The organism is Echinicola vietnamensis DSM 17526, assembly GCF_000325705.1.
Lineage (GTDB): Bacteria > Bacteroidota > Bacteroidia > Cytophagales > Cyclobacteriaceae > Echinicola > Echinicola vietnamensis.
Genome location: NC_019904.1, coordinates 1,019,444 through 1,033,991, shown reverse-complemented (window position 1 = coordinate 1,033,991; position 14,548 = coordinate 1,019,444). Strand labels below are relative to the sequence as shown.

The 14,548-nt window shown below is 45.7% G+C and carries 17 protein-coding genes; 7 read left to right on the top strand and 10 right to left on the bottom strand.

Annotation, left to right across the window (positions count from 1 at the left end; translation table 11 throughout):
• Positions 1-2,133 (top strand): ferrous iron transport protein B, encoded by a 2,133-nt coding sequence (feoB, locus tag ECHVI_RS04370; RefSeq protein ID WP_015264744.1) that lies wholly within the window; start codon positions 1-3, stop codon positions 2,131-2,133.
• 16 nt (positions 2,134-2,149) lie between these two features.
• Positions 2,150-2,293 (top strand): FeoB-associated Cys-rich membrane protein, encoded by a 144-nt coding sequence (locus tag ECHVI_RS23235; protein WP_015264743.1) that lies wholly within the window; start codon positions 2,150-2,152, stop codon positions 2,291-2,293.
• Between the two features lie 64 nt (positions 2,294-2,357).
• Here ECHVI_RS23235 and ECHVI_RS04365 read toward each other — a convergent pair whose 3' ends face one another.
• Together ECHVI_RS04365 and ECHVI_RS04360 are read right to left on the bottom strand one after the other, a co-directional pair.
• Positions 2,358-3,233, bottom strand: a complete 876-nt coding sequence (locus ECHVI_RS04365; protein WP_015264742.1) for a lysylphosphatidylglycerol synthase transmembrane domain-containing protein — start codon at positions 3,231-3,233, stop codon at positions 2,358-2,360.
• Positions 3,226-4,167, bottom strand: coding sequence for a glycosyltransferase family 2 protein (locus ECHVI_RS04360; protein WP_041738309.1), 942 nt, complete (start codon positions 4,165-4,167; stop codon positions 3,226-3,228). Before ECHVI_RS04360 ends, ECHVI_RS04365 begins: the two co-directional genes overlap by 8 nt.
• A gap of 124 nt (positions 4,168-4,291) precedes the next feature.
• Between ECHVI_RS04360 and ECHVI_RS04355 the strand changes: the two genes are divergently transcribed.
• The 3 genes from ECHVI_RS04355 (at position 4,292) to ECHVI_RS04345 (ending at position 7,892) form a co-directional block, all read left to right on the top strand.
• On the top strand, positions 4,292-5,884 hold the full coding sequence (locus ECHVI_RS04355) for an ArnT family glycosyltransferase (RefSeq protein ID WP_015264740.1): 1,593 nt from the start codon (positions 4,292-4,294) through the stop codon (positions 5,882-5,884).
• Between the two features lie 61 nt (positions 5,885-5,945).
• Positions 5,946-7,565: an arylsulfatase gene (locus tag ECHVI_RS04350; RefSeq protein WP_015264739.1), complete on the top strand. Its 1,620-nt coding sequence runs from the start codon at positions 5,946-5,948 to the stop codon at positions 7,563-7,565.
• 99 nt (positions 7,566-7,664) lie between these two features.
• Positions 7,665-7,892: a DUF2905 domain-containing protein gene (locus tag ECHVI_RS04345; RefSeq protein ID WP_041738308.1), complete on the top strand. Its 228-nt coding sequence runs from the start codon at positions 7,665-7,667 to the stop codon at positions 7,890-7,892.
• Position 7,893: 1 nt separating this feature from the next.
• On the opposite strand, the gene ECHVI_RS04340 is transcribed toward ECHVI_RS04345, so the two are convergent.
• Complete coding sequence (locus tag ECHVI_RS04340) at positions 7,894-8,355, bottom strand: hypothetical protein (protein WP_015264737.1); 462 nt, start codon at positions 8,353-8,355, stop codon at positions 7,894-7,896.
• Positions 8,356-8,367: 12 nt separating this feature from the next.
• Entirely contained in the window at positions 8,368-8,811 is a 444-nt protein-coding gene (locus ECHVI_RS04335; protein WP_157501210.1) for a hypothetical protein, read from the bottom strand.
• A 221-nt stretch (positions 8,812-9,032) separates the two neighbouring features.
• Between ECHVI_RS04335 and ECHVI_RS23820 the strand changes: the two genes are divergently transcribed.
• Positions 9,033-9,182: a hypothetical protein gene (locus ECHVI_RS23820; protein WP_015264735.1), complete on the top strand. Its 150-nt coding sequence runs from the start codon at positions 9,033-9,035 to the stop codon at positions 9,180-9,182.
• A 105-nt stretch (positions 9,183-9,287) separates the two neighbouring features.
• Here the strand turns inward: ECHVI_RS23820 and ECHVI_RS04330 are convergent, their stop codons facing one another.
• From ECHVI_RS04330 to ECHVI_RS04315, 4 genes are all read right to left on the bottom strand, one after another.
• A complete protein-coding gene (locus ECHVI_RS04330) occupies positions 9,288-9,908 on the bottom strand; it encodes a class I SAM-dependent methyltransferase (RefSeq protein WP_015264734.1) in 621 nt (206 codons plus the stop codon).
• A gap of 41 nt (positions 9,909-9,949) precedes the next feature.
• Complete coding sequence (locus ECHVI_RS04325; protein WP_015264733.1) at positions 9,950-10,405, bottom strand: hypothetical protein; 456 nt, start codon at positions 10,403-10,405, stop codon at positions 9,950-9,952.
• A 95-nt stretch (positions 10,406-10,500) separates the two neighbouring features.
• The gene (locus tag ECHVI_RS04320) at positions 10,501-10,854 is read right to left on the bottom strand and encodes a DUF3127 domain-containing protein (protein WP_015264732.1); all 354 of its coding nucleotides are present in this window, start codon (positions 10,852-10,854) and stop codon (positions 10,501-10,503) included.
• Positions 10,855-11,263: 409 nt separating this feature from the next.
• On the bottom strand, positions 11,264-11,911 hold the full coding sequence (locus ECHVI_RS04315; protein ID WP_015264731.1) for a nitroreductase family protein: 648 nt from the start codon (positions 11,909-11,911) through the stop codon (positions 11,264-11,266).
• Between the two features lie 114 nt (positions 11,912-12,025).
• On the opposite strand from ECHVI_RS04315, the gene ECHVI_RS04310 reads away from it, so the two are divergent.
• Complete coding sequence (locus ECHVI_RS04310; protein ID WP_015264730.1) at positions 12,026-12,397, top strand: winged helix-turn-helix transcriptional regulator; 372 nt, start codon at positions 12,026-12,028, stop codon at positions 12,395-12,397.
• Between the two features lie 65 nt (positions 12,398-12,462).
• On the opposite strand, the gene ECHVI_RS04305 is transcribed toward ECHVI_RS04310, so the two are convergent.
• Both ECHVI_RS04305 and ECHVI_RS04300 read right to left on the bottom strand, forming a co-directional pair.
• Positions 12,463-13,071: a peroxiredoxin-like family protein gene (locus ECHVI_RS04305; RefSeq protein ID WP_015264729.1), complete on the bottom strand. Its 609-nt coding sequence runs from the start codon at positions 13,069-13,071 to the stop codon at positions 12,463-12,465.
• Between the two features lie 136 nt (positions 13,072-13,207).
• On the bottom strand, positions 13,208-14,515 hold the full coding sequence (locus ECHVI_RS04300; protein ID WP_015264728.1) for a sensor histidine kinase: 1,308 nt from the start codon (positions 14,513-14,515) through the stop codon (positions 13,208-13,210).
• Positions 14,516-14,548 lie beyond the last annotated feature (33 nt).

The following is a 14,548-nucleotide window of genomic DNA, read 5'->3' as shown; positions in this document are numbered from 1 at the left end:
ATGCCAGAAGTAATCACCCCAGAGAAGCTATCCACCTTTACGGTGGCCCTCATTGGAAATCCAAATGTGGGCAAGACCACGATTTTTAACCGCCTTACGGGGCTTCGCCAAAAGGTGGGCAATTACCCCGGTGTGACGGTGGATAAGCGCTATGCCAGTGTGAAGCTCGGTGACCAGCAGGCTACGATCATAGATCTTCCCGGCACCTACAGCATTTACCCAAATTCTGAGGACGAAGTGATCGTCCACCGAGTGCTCAATGGGCTGGACAAATCCTCCAAACCGGATTTTGTGTTGGCTGTGGTGGACATGTCCAGCATGGAGCGGGGTTTATTTTTGGTCACGCAGATCATGGACTTGGGCTTGCCCATGGCTGTGGTCTTGAACATGGCCGATACTGCAGAAGAACAAGGAATAAAAGTGAAGGCCCATGCCCTCTACAAGGCACTTGGGGTTCCCGTCATCCAAACCAATGCCCGAAGCAATAAAGGTATTAATGGAATCTTGGACCTCATCGGCCAGCAGATGTTTGAAAAACCAACTTCTTTTCTGGATAGCGATAAGCTCCTGCCAGCAGAACTGTCGGCAAATGTCCGTGAAAAGTTTACGTTGAACAATACCTATCAGGCCTATCAGCTTATTCGCTTCCACAATAATGAGCCCATTCTCTCGCAAGAAGATCATGATTGGCTCCATGAGCAAGTGACGCAAGCTGATTTTGATTTAAAAGCTACGCAAATTAAGGAAACCCAAGAGCGTTACGCGGCTATCCAGCAAGTGCTGGAGCAATCCGTAGAGAAAACGGATATTCAAAAAAAGCGCCTAACGGATCAGCTGGACAAGCTTTTCTTACATAAAATTGGAGGGTACGCCATTTTCTTGTGTATTCTCTTATTGATCTTCCAAGCGGTGTTTGCTTGGTCAGCGGTACCGATGGATTTGATTGATGGCTTTTTTGCGCGTTTGAGCGGAACAGTCGCCGGATGGTTGCCGGAGGGTGTGCTGACAGATTTGATCACCGAGGGGATCATTCCTGGTATTGGAGGGGTAGTGATCTTTATCCCACAAATTGCCTTGCTTTTTGCCTTTTTGGGAATTCTTGAGGATACGGGCTATATGTCTCGGGTGGTATTCTTGATGGACCGTATCATGCGGCCATTTGGCCTTAATGGCAAGAGTGTGGTACCGCTTATCTCGGGCATTGCCTGTGCCATTCCAGGGATTATGGCGAGCCGGAATATTGGCAATTGGAAGGACCGCTTGATTACAATCATGGTGACGCCATTGATGAGTTGCTCGGCCAGGCTTCCGGTGTATGTTATCCTGATCGGAATAGCTGTTCCTGCGACCAATGTGGGGCCATTTGGCCTTCAGGCTTTAGTGATGCTGGGCATGTACCTGCTCGGTGTGGTGGCGGTGTTGGTGACGGCTTGGATCCTTAAAATGGTCTTGCATTTTAAGGAAAGAAGTTATTTGATGGTGGAAATGCCCATGTACCGTTTGCCAAGGTGGAAGGATGTGCTCATCACCATGTATTCCAAATCGAAGACCTTTGTTTTTGAGGCGGGTAAGGTGATCTTGGCCATTTCGATCGTGTTGTGGGTGCTCGCGAGTTACGGGCCGTCCAGTGCGAGGGAAGAAGCCATTGCAGCGGTAGAGGTACCGGCTGACGGCGCTTCTGAAGAAGCGATGCTAGATTATCGGCATAACCTTGAATCAGCAGAACTGGAATCTTCGTATATAGGAATAGCCGGACAGTTTATAGAGCCGGCTATCCGGCCTTTGGGTTATGATTGGAAAATCGGTATCGCGCTGATCACTTCCTTTGCGGCGCGGGAGGTTTTTGTCTCCACCATGGCGACCCTTTACAGTGTCGGCAGTGAAGTGGAAGATGAATTGACCATTCAGCAAAAGCTAAAAAGTGAAGTCAATCCCAATACCGGTGAGGCCGTATTTAATTTGGCCACGGCCATTTCCCTCATGGTATTTTATGCATTTGCGATGCAATGTATGAGTACCTTGGCGGTGGTATATCGTGAGACCAAGGGATGGAAGTGGCCGGTCATCCAGACGGTTTACATGACGGCTTTGGCCTATGTATCGGCGCTGATAGCTTATCAGCTGTTTTCATAAATGAAAAAATAAAGTTATGTGGCAGGAAATTATTGTGTGGACATTGTTTGTGGGGATTGTTGCCTGGAAGGTATACCAGTATTTCAAGCCCAAAAAATCAAACGACCTGGGCTGTGGCTGCGGCAAATGCGATGTGGCCAAGAAAGGGGAATTGTCCTGATCGTGGAAGAATCGGTGAGGTGAGCATGGAAAGCTTTCAGAACTCCTTGGGTTCTCTCGTCTGGCTACTGCTCACTGATGGCTGTTCCGGGTTCCATCTTTACTGTGGCACCAGCCAAAGAAACCAAAGCGGTAATCAGGAAAAAAAGTAAACTGAAGGCCACGGCTACATTTTTATCGATGCCCATATATTCGTGGCTAAAGATAAACACCAGTTCCCTTGCGCCCACTCCTCCGATGGTCAAGGGCAGTACCGCTACAATCGAGGAAAGCAAAAAGACAAACTGATATTCCAGGATTTGTGTTTGGACGCCCAATCCCAATAGGATGAAATAGGCACAGATCAACTGGGCAGACTGAACCAAGAGACTATAGCCGCCGGTAAGTGCAGTAGAAGCCCAAAACGAAGGAAACCACCACCTGATCACCCCAACGAAGGCCAAAGGCACCAAGCACAAGCCAGCTGCGGCGATCAAGTCCAAGTTGATGCCCCAAGGAGCGGTCCACTCCACGGTCACAAAAAACCAAATCACCAGCAACAGCCACACCAGCGCGATAAGTCCACTGACACGGTCCAACAGGACTGCCGCCAGCAGCTTTTTCACTTTCGCATCAAACCGCTTGTTAAGCCAATATACCTTGTAACCGTCGCCGCCTATTCCACCGGGAAGAAAGAGGTTATAAAACATTCCGATCCAGTAAAGTTTGAGGTTTTGGCGTTCGCTGAGACGAACATCAAGGTTGCGAAAAAGCCCGTTTAAGCGAAAGGAAGAAAGGATTTTAGAGAGCACAAAGCAGAGTGCAGCGATGACCAGAAAGGCCAAATTGGCTTTTTTTATGACCTGCCAAGTGGCTTCGAGGTCTATTTTTCTGAACACAAGGTAGATGGCCACTCCCGTCAGGAGTACTTTCAGGAGTAGCTTGAGTGTTTTTTTAGGCACCTTGGAAAACTTCTTTGATGGTATAGGTCTTCTTGTTTTGCGATTCGAAGTAGGTCCTGACAATGATCTCTGCTACGATTCCGGTAGTGATCAATTGCAGCCCTCCCAAGACTAAAATCAGGCCTACCAGTAAGATTGGCCGACCCCAGATGTCTTCTCCAAGGATCTTGAGCACCAACAAGTAGAAATTGATCAGGACGCCTGAAATCAATGCCAAAAGTCCTAGCCCACCAAAAATGTGAATGGGGCGCTGGAGGTACTTTTGGAAAAAGAGCATCAGGATAAGGTCAGCCAAAACCTTAAAGGTTCTGTTCAGCCCGTATTTGGATGTGCCGTGGATCCGGGGATGGTGCTTGACATTTACCTCTGTCATTCGGGCACCTTCCTGCTTGGCCAAAACCGGTATAAATCGGTGCAATTCTCCATAAAGCCCCATGTTTTGGGCGATATTTGCTTTATAAACACGCAAGCTGCAGCCGTAGTCCTTGAGGTACACCTTGGTGGTATTTCGAATCATCCAGTTGGCAAATTTGCTGGGCAATTTACGGAGGACAAAGCCATCCTGTCTATTTGCCCGTACACCTGCGACCACGTCCCAATCCTCATCAATGGCTTTCTGCAGCATCATTGGAATGTCGGATGGATCGTTTTGCAAGTCTCCATCCATGGTGACGATATACGCACCTGTGGCATGGTCAATGCCCGCTGCCAATGCGGTAGTTTGTCCATAGTTCTTGTTAAAAATCAAGACCCTCGTGGCGGTATTTGCATGTTGCTTGGCCATGGCCACGGTCTTGTCGGTGGAGCCGTCATCCACCAAAATGAGTTCATAAGAAATCCCTTCCAGGGCTTCATAAACAGCAGCTAATAAGGGTTGAATATTTTCTTCCTCGTTGTAAACCGTAACGACAAGGGAAAGCTGTAACTGGGACATACCGTATAAAATTTGGTCAAAATTACAGCTTTTTTGGACGGACACCAAGTGGCGTTATCAAAACCTAACTTTTTGATAATGCTTTCTTGACATTGAGCCATCGAATAGCCAGTAATTTTGGCATATGGAAAAAATCCTGGACAAAAAGGGGATTGCTGGCGGGGTATTGCTGCTCATTGCCTTTCTCCTCCATTTTTCAAATATCAACGGCTTGAGTATCTATGTCTTGGACGAGGCCAAGAACGCCACAGCAGCCATCGAGATGCTGCAGCAGGGAGAGTGGATCGTGCCGACATTTAACGGAGAATACCGCTTTGACAAGCCCCCATTGCACTATTATTTTTTTATGTTGTCCTACCAGCTGTTTGGTATCAACGAATTTGCGGCAAGGTTCTTTCCTGCCCTATTTGGCTTTTTGACGATCTATTTTACTTATCGCTTTGCACGGAAAAACTTAGGGTTTCGGGCGGGGCTTCTGACGCTGCTCGTGCTTACCTCCTGTTTGCATTGGTATATCCAGTTCCATATGGCGGTGCCAGATCCGTTTTTGATCTTCTTTATGAGCATGGGGCTCATGACATTTTATGAATGGTCACTGTCAGGTTTCCGCTCCACCAGGCTCATGCTGGTGACGTATGTGGCGCTGGGCTTGGCCGTGCTTGCCAAAGGCCCCGTGGGAGTCGTGCTTCCCTGCATCGCCCTACTGGTGTACGGCCTTACCATGCAGCTGCTCAATGGCAAAAGGCTGCGCAGGATTTTCCATCCGGTCGGCTTGGGCGTTTTTTTCTTGATTGCCCTACCCTGGTATGTACTGGTGGCCACCAAGACCAATGGGCTTTGGATAGAGGAATTTATCTTCAAGCATAACCTCAACCGCTTTTCCGCACCGATGGAAGGACACGGGGGAGGATTTTGGCTGACGTGGCTGTTTGTGCTCGGTGGGATGCTGCCTTTTGCATTCTTTTTATTCCAAAGCGTGTGGCATACCTTAAAATACCGCACCAATCGAGTCACGACATTTGCCTTGATCTGTGCGGCTACAATCATTGTGTTTTTTATGTTTGCAGGCACCAAACTCCCCAACTATACCGTGCCGGCCTATCCTTTTCTGGCCATGATTATAGGCAATTACTTGGCGGCTCTGGCCAAGGCTTCCAAATGGAAAAGCCTATGGGTCCCTGGAGTCGCTTATGGAATGTTGCTGGTCTTATTGCCTTTTGGGATCTATTTTGGATTGTCAGCAGATCCGGCATTGCTGGTTCCCAAGAGCCTGCTTTGGTGGTTTCTAGTGCCTGTTTTGGTGGTTTTTCCCATGTATAGGGCACTCTACCGCCACCAAACAGCAGGCTTTCTCGTTTGGTTTGGAGGAGGCTTTATGTTGGTGGCCGTTGTCTTTTTTTGGTTTGCCTTTCCGAAAATTGATCAGCAAAATCCTGTTTTGCAGGCCAAGGCCTCTCAATTAGCCGCTTCTGAGCTGTATTATTACAAAATCTATAATCCTGCTTTTTCATTTTACCTGCAGCGGCCACTGAAGAATATTCAAGAGGAAGCAGTTCCCCAAAGGACAATGGGATACCTGATTACCAGGAAGCGACATTTGGAGGAGTTGGACCAGATGGATATTCATTACCAAAAAGTATTTGAAGGGAAAGATCTCTTTGAATCCCCGATGACAGTGGTGCTTCGACTGCTGCCCGATGAGCAAGGCAAGGAGTGACCTCAATGGTCAAAAGCGGCCAGATGCTTTCATTTTTTATCCAAACGGCCTAAATTGTAGGATGCAATACCTGAAAATTGCCTGTTTGCTCGGTGCCATGCTGACGTTACTTCATTTGGGTGGTTGTAAAGAAACGACTTCCCAACAGCGCCAGCCCAATATTGTGTTTATTTATGCCGATGACCTCGGCAAAGGAATGCTTGGCCATGAAGGCCAACGACACCTTTCCACGCCAAATATCGATCGGCTGGCCACAGAAGGCATGCGGTTTTCAAATGCCACGGGAAGCATGCTTTGTGCCCCTGCTCGTGCAGCGCTGATCACGGGGCTTCACGATTGTCATGCCCGGCAATTTCCCATCACCAGAGGGGCGTTGTATCGGAAAATCGGAAACGATACTTACACCCATCAGGAAGTGGAAAATATGATCAATTCCGGGCTCGATTCCATTCCTAATTCGCAGGTGTTTTTGGGAGAAGTGGCCCAGAAAGCAGGTTATAGCACAGCTCAGTTTGGCAAATTGGAATGGGGATTTGCTGCTTCAGACTATCAAATGCGGCGTCATGGCTGGCAGGAATATTTTGGCTACTTGGACCATAACAGGGCGCACGGGTTTTATCCCCCTTTCCTTTTTGAAAATGGCCAATTGGTGAACATCCCTGGAAACACCCGAGCAGATTGTGGAAAGACCATTGAGCGTGAAACACAGGAAGCCTTTGAGCAACGATGGGACATGCGTGGAAAGGCGGTATATTCGCAGGACTTGTTCATGGAAAAGGCTTTGGACTTTATCCGTAACCATAAAGACCAGCCCTTTTTCTTGTATTTTCCCACTCAGCTACCACATGGCCCTGTGGCAGTACCTGCCGTCCATTCTGAAGTGGCCGATTCCCCAGTGCTGACGCAAATAGAAAAGGAATACGCTTCCATGGTCAAGATGCTTGACCATAATGTGGGCCAAATTCTCGACGAGTTGGATCGGCTGGATTTGACGGAGAATACCCTGGTAGTATTTACGTCAGATAATGGTCATGAAATTTACTACACCCAAGAAGGTCGGGTACTGAAGCCCTATACCAACATGCAGACGGGTGAACGGTTTGATAACTTGGAAAATAAGTATTACAGTGAGCTGGCGGGGGATGTTTTTAATGGAAATAATGGCCGCGCAGGCATGAAAAGGAGCAATTTGCAAGGAGGGCTGGAAGTGCCACTCTTGGTGAGATGGCCAGGTCATGTTCCGGCTGGTGCTACCTCTGACCTGTTGGTGACCAATTACGATTGGTTGCCGACCATCGCTGATATAGTCGGGTTTCGGGAGCCTTTTGTCACCGATGGGATAAGCTTTTTGGGCGAAATGACAGAAGGTACGCAAGTGGATCAGCATGAATTTGTCGTCCATTCATCTTTTGAAGGGCCCACGATGATCGCCAAGGATGGCTGGAAATTACGGTATTTCATCACCAAAAACGTTTTTGAGCTTTACTACCTGCCTGAAGACTTTAAGGAATCTGCAGACCTTTCGGCGAAACATCCCCTAAAGTTAGCGGAGATGAAGGCACTTTTACGGGAAGCCTGTGATGGAGACTATCGAAATGGATGGTACCGGCCAGCGGTGAAGCAGCTCGACGTGGAGGAGCATTGGAATAGCAGCAATGCTGCAAAGGGTTCGGAAAAATGACGCTTCTAATGGCTGCGCTTCATTTCAATGGACAATACATCTTTACCAAACAATGATGAGATCATTGCATGTTCACTTTTCAGCCAGTATTTTAGTGTTATGAATAGTGAAATGGGGAAATGGATAATTGGCGCAGGGCTGGTCATTGTGGGGATTGGCCTGGGGATTTACTTTTTAGGGGACAAGCTGAATTGGCTGGGCAGGCTGCCCGGTGATATCCGTGTTGAGCGAGAGAACTTTAGCTTTTATTTTCCCGTTACCAGCATGATCCTCATCAGCATTATCGTATCATTACTCTTGAGGCTGGTACACTATTTAGGACGGTAAGTTAGTTTCTGATGCCTTCGGAGAAAAAGTTTTTCTTCCACATTTCTTGGCAAACATAATTTACACTATCTAAAATCTGATACACGTTTTTGGGAACAAAGGGGCTGAGGCTGATGGAGTAGTTTCCGTTTCGATCCATTTGGACGTCCATTTCATAATTGGATTTGAGAGAAAGGATCGATTTTGGAAAAAAAATCTGAACATGTGTAGAGGAGCCTGTTGACGGGATCCCAAACTGCTTTTTCTTATGGTGGAAGTGCTGGGATACCGCTTTTTCCTGGAAAAGTTTTTCTGCGATGATCAAGGTAGATTCTTGCCAAAGCTTTGGGTGAAATTGATGGATGAGCTGGATATTGCCCTTAACGAACTTGTAATGCACATGATGGTTCAATTCCAGTTTTAGGGGCAGGTTGTTTTTAATGGATAAAAAGCGCCATAGGTTATCGATTTTTTTAACGTCCATCTTACTTTGGGTTTATTTTATGAGCTGGAGATAGTCCTCCGTGGTGGTTTTAAAGGCTTGTCTTTCTTTATCGGATACTAGTATAGGAAGCCATTTTCCAGCGATTTTTACTTTAAATTCTGTTTTTTCATCTATCAGAGGATACAGCTCGCAGACAAACCGGTGATGACTCATCCGGTCACCTTGCTGAAAGCTCAACATGCCCTGCTCGCTGCCATTTTTTTGCCAACTGATTTCCACGGTTGTTACCGATTTCAATTTATCAGCGGGTTCAATGTAGATGTAGGCTTTATTCCTTATACGGCTAACGATAATGGAAAGATTAACAAAAATCAAATTTTCACCTTTTAATCGCTTGTCTAAGCGGTAAATTTCCAGTTTTGTGGCCGGGTTTTTATCAATTTCATAATGTAATCGGCGAACATTCTTGAAGTAAAGGTAGTTGCTGTCAGTCATGCTGTGCGGGTCATCCGTGCCGGTATTGTCTGCCCGATATTCATTGAAAAATGATAAAACTAAGACAATGCTTACAGATAGCAGTCCGAAAATCTTTATAACCTTAAGGAGTTCGGGGGTCAGGACAGGGGCTTGGCTCGGCATGGGCATTGTCAGGTTTTAGGCAATCATGGTGATCGCTGCTGCTTTGATATTGTAAAGTAAACAATAACTTTACGGACATGTTTGATCTAAAAAAGAATATTCGTTTTCGTATTGGCTCAGAAGACTGGGAAATGCCCTTGGGGGTCCTTTTGCTTTTGGTCGGCATTGCGCTTGTCATGGTCATTGGAGGAGCATATTTTGGCTATCAGTTTGGCAAAGGGAGCTAAGGCTCTACCCATGCCAGCGTTAATTGCTCTTTTGGGCAATTTCCTTTTGACGCCCTTTGACATGATCAAAGAGCCGGACATGACCAAGGCATAAAGTGGGCCAGCCTATTTTTTGGCGAATCTGCAAAACACAAAATCCTGAAATGAGCCATTGGGAGTGGGGTGCTGTTCATGGAAGCATTTTTCTTTCCTAAAAGCTGGAGAAAAAGTTGTTTCCAAAAGGTCTGCGGTATATTGCTTGATCGGGAGGCCGCTGCACTTTTCAGGCCCTTTATCCGAAAAAGTACCCAAGATCATTTTTCCATCCTCAGCAATGGTCCTTTGGGAGGCTTCCACATAGGAAGCGATGTCTTTTTCCTCTGTTAAGAAATGGAAGGCAGCTCGATCATGCCATAGATCATAAGTTGCATTGGGCCGGAAGTCACAGACATCCGCGACGATCCATTGGATCCTTTCAGCAGCATGTCCCAAACGTTCTTTGGCGCGGTTGATCGCCGCTAATGAAATGTCCAAGACAGTGATGTCTTCGTAGCCCATTTCCAAGAGATGGTCTACCAGCAAGCTATCGCCGCCCCCTATGTCGATGATTTTCGCAGAAAAGGGCAATTCCAATTCGTGGATTAGCTGGATTGAGGTCTTGGGAACCGGCTGATACCAGCTTACCGATTCCAGTGGCTTGGTTTGATAAACGTGATCCCAATGAGCCGTTTTGTTAAAATCACCCATTTTCCGACAGTTATAATGGTAACTTATGCTGGAGAATTCTCTCAAAAAAGCCCCCAGCCGTCATCGTACTTGCACGAAGGATCAAATCCCTTCACCCAGTCGACAAATAAAGCTTTAAAATCATTGATGGCATCCCTCAGAAGCTGTAAATGCTCTTCGGCATGATTATCGACCATGGCTACTGAATACGTCATGGAGTTAAGGTGCCTGGCATGAACTTTCATGAACACGGCATTTTCCATTTTAAGGATATAGTCGTCCACCCCTTCTGCACCGCCAAATTTACCACAGATGACTGTGGCATCTTCCAGCATAAAGGTGCCGTACATTTCTTTGGCGCCTTCGTCCAGTACCCCAACCAATGTCTCCGTTAGGAGCATGATATCATTGGCTTTCTGCATTAAGGGGTGTTTGTTGATGCGATCTTGTTCTTTTCTGAAATCTTCCTCGTCTCCATCATCCCATTGATTGTCGTCATCATCAAAGTCATTCCACATAAACGTCAGATTTATTTTGAGCTAAATATAAAAGGACTGTACCGATAGTTTCGATACAGTCCCTAAATATAGTCTTTTTGCTAAACCTGCCTTAATTAGAATGGCAAAATATCTTCACCACTTTCATCATTGAAAGTACTTACTTCTGGAGCACTTGACTGCCCTTGGTTGCCTGCAGGTGAGCCTCCTTGCTTATCCACTCTCCATACTTTTACATCAGTATACCATCTGCTGTTGTACTCGCGACTTTCAATTTCAATGCCTGCTTTGACCGTGTCTCCCTGCTGCATGCCAAATTGGTCGATTTTGTCTCCCCATACCGTCAGGCAAACTTTTTTGGGGTATTGTCCTTCCGTTTCAAGAATGAAATCTTGCTTTCTCCATGTACCGTTTCTGCCATTGCCAGATTGCTCTGGCAAAACTTGAATGATTTTACCGTTAATTTCCATATTGTTATTTGTTTTTATTGCTTTCCCAAACCACGAAGGTACTCAATCACCCCTTTTATTAAAAAAGACCTTCTCTAATTTCTCAAAGTTTTTTGGAGTTGATCGTGGGATCACCTTGGTAATAAGCGTGTAAGCGAACGGGGTGGAGGATAGACAAACCGTAAAGTTGAGATCCACTTGATTCCTGATAAATTTTGGGGCAAAGTATGAAGGATGCCGGTTAGGTATTTGGCCGCCTTTCTTAAAAAGCTTACTGAAATTCACCTCGTCCCTGCGGAAGGGAATTTTTCTGGCTGCGGAAGATCGTAAAAAAAGGCTGAGCCAAATGTTTCATTGGCTACAGCCCTTTTTGTGGGATTATTTATCTAAATGTTTGCCGCTGTGGCCTGTTGTAAAACAACCGTTGTGGTTATTGTTCCACTAATTCATCGGATGTTATGATAAATTCCTCTTTTGGCGTACGGAATTTTTTCATGCCGGCAAGCCAGTCATTTTCCTCGTCTCGATAACCCAAAGGTAGGACTACAGCACTTTTAAGGCCAAGTTCCTTGAGCCCAAGAAGCGCATCCAGGCCTTCTGGGTCGAATCCTTCCATTGGTGTGGCATCTACCTTCTGCTCGGCAGCTGCTGCGATCGCAGTGCCAAATGCAATATAGGCTTGCTTGGCAGCATGGTGGGCGTGCCATTCTTCTGGCAGCTGGCTGTACATGCCCCAAAGACGCTCTCTATACGCATCCATTTTGTCCAGTGGTAACCCTCTGGCGGTTAGTGTTTCTTTAAAAACAGCTTTAATTTTTTCCTCGGTGTAATTTTCCCAAGCAGCAAAAACCAAGATATGCGAAGCATCGGTGATCTGGCTTTGGTCCCAAGCGATGGGTTTCATCTTTTCTTTGATCTCAGGATCTGTAACCACGATCACGCGATAGGGTTGCAGCCCTGAAGATGATGGGGAAAGCCTTGCGGCCTCCAGGATATAGTCTACCTTCTCTTGGGGAACTGCCTTTCCGTTCATTTTTTTGGTGGCATATCTCCACTCTAAATTCTCTAATAAACTCATGATCTGTTTCTTTCGTTTTTTTTGATATTCGAAATAACTATATTCGCTATATAAAAGGAAGTGATTTACTAATTTATAGTGCTATACTTTTGTATAGTGTGCGTTAAAACGATTATGGACAAATCAACGATAGAAGACCAGGAAAAAGTTCACATTTGCTCCAGTGAATTTGTGGTTGCGGTACGTGATACGCTAAACGTGATCAGTGGAAAATGGAAACTGCCCATCATTGGCTCGCTTTGCTATGGTAAAAAAAGGTTTAAGGACCTGGAAAATGATATTCCCAAAATCACCCCGCGGATGCTTTCCAAAGAGCTCAAAGAACTCGAACTAAACAGTATCATTACCAGAACAGTGTACGACACCACTCCGGTAACCGTGGAATATGAGCTTACCCCATCTGGCAGAAAAATCCGTGAGCTATTGGACGCGATGGTAAAATGGGGGCTGCAGCATCGGGAAACGGTGATGCATGCCGAAAAATAATGGCTGTTTCACAAACAACTTCTTTGCTGTGAAACAGCCATTTATGGAATGATGGATCAATTACGTTATTCCTGTAGGCTTTCCAAAGCAGCCTTTAGCATTGTGCCGCTGATTCTGCTATCGTAGTTTGGATTTATGTATTCAAAAAGGATCGTGCCTTCCTGATCCAAGACGAAGACTGCAGGAACAGGAAGAATGCCCGGGTTTTCCTGACCGGAAGCATTGAACAGCATATCCTTGTAGCGATCAGGTGCTTTGAATGCAAGGCCAAACGCCTTGGTCACTTTCAGGTCATTGTCCGAAAAGAGGCGGTAGGTCAATTCGTTTTTGTCCAAGGTAGTCTTCAGCTGGGAAGGGGCATCGGGACTTATGGCGAGGATTTGATAGCCCAAGTCCAAAATATCCTGTTCCACTGCCTGAAGTTCGGCCAGGTGCTTATTACAGTACGGGCACCATCCACCGCGGTAAAAGATCAGTACGGTAGGTTTCTTGGAAATTTCCTCCTGTAATGAGATAGTGGCTCCATCAGGATCTTTGACCTGACTGTCTGGAATTTTTTCCCCAATCAAGAGTGGAGCAATATCGGTAGGTTGAGCAGGAACCTCCTGCGCATAGGCGGACGAGCATAACAGCGTGGCAACACTAGCAGCCACCAATAACATTTTTAATCGCATGATAAATATAGTTTAAGGTAATTGATCAAGGGAATAGCCTCGCGTTTAAAAAGCATAAGCAATTAGGGTGATAATCGTGTAGTCAATAAAAAGTCGAAACATAAGTATCCTAAATAGTTTGAAAAGTTTTACGCGATTAGCTTTCCAAAGGTTTTGATGGTTTGGTGTCTTTGGATAGGGGCACTGGAGGTAAGATCAGGCTAAAAGTACTTCCTTTGCCCCATTCACTTGTTATTTTTACCTTTCCTCCTTGATGTTCTGCCAGTTTCTGGCAAATTCTAACCCCAAAACCGGTTCCGGCTTCTTTTTCAGTGCCCTCTTGAGATACGACATTCTTTTCTGAATACCTTAACTTTTCTAAGTCCTCCGGCTTCATGCCTGTGCCATAATCCTTCACGGAAATACTGCTGAACCCTTCATTTTTATCGATTAAAATTTCGATGGTGGAATCCCTATGAGAAAATTTAAGGGCATTTGAGATAAAGTTTCTTATGATGGTCGCCGTCATATTAGGATCTGCGAAGACCTTTATGCCTTTCTGGACCTGATTATTGATCTGTACGGATTTCCGTTTTGCTTGGCCTTCAAAGAACCGGACTTCCTTTTGGATGAGAGGGAAGAGTGGTACTGTTTCTTTTACCGCCATAGAGTCCGTTGCTTGGGCTTTGGCCCAGATCATAAGGTCTTGAAGCAGAAGATTGCCATTGTCCACAGCCGTTTCCATGGCTTTTTTCATTTCTTCAAATTTAGCATTGTCCATGTCGTTGGACAGGATACTTAAGACCATGCTGATCTGATTAAAGGGGGTTCTGATATCATGGCCAATGATCCGGAAGAGTTGATCCTTTTGCTTATTCACCTCAATCAACTTTTTGTTGTTTTTGGCAATTTCAGCATTGGCTCCGGCCAGGTTTTCCCTTAATTCCATGAGCGCTTTTTGAAGTCGTTGTCCAGAGAGGCCGGCCCCAGTCAGGAGTACCAGATAGAAAATGTATTTGGAAGCCGGGTAGTCTACTGGAAGGAAAATCATGCAAGTGATGATAAAGGCGGCGTTTATCACCAGAACATAGATCATATGATGCCGATGGATCAGGATGCCAGCTACCAACATGAGGAGAATGGTGATCAGCTCCACTTTGACAAAATAGGCTTCCATCACCAAGGAATTACTCTCCAGCCGAACAGGAATGGATAAGTAAATGCTGATAAATATGGAGTAAACGGCCACAGCCAATACGACCTTCAGTTTTATGAGGTCTAGCCTATAAAATAATGTTGCTATCAAAATAATAGCAATATTTATGAGGTCCTTTATGTAGAGCATTGGATGATCAGCCATTCTCCATTCCACCACCGCATCCGCAAACAACGAGAGAATGATCACGACAATGACATAAAGGACAACACGCTTTATTTCCCTTAAGTTTCTTATTATAATTTCCATATTTCCAAGGCAAAAATAATTTGCGTATTGCTG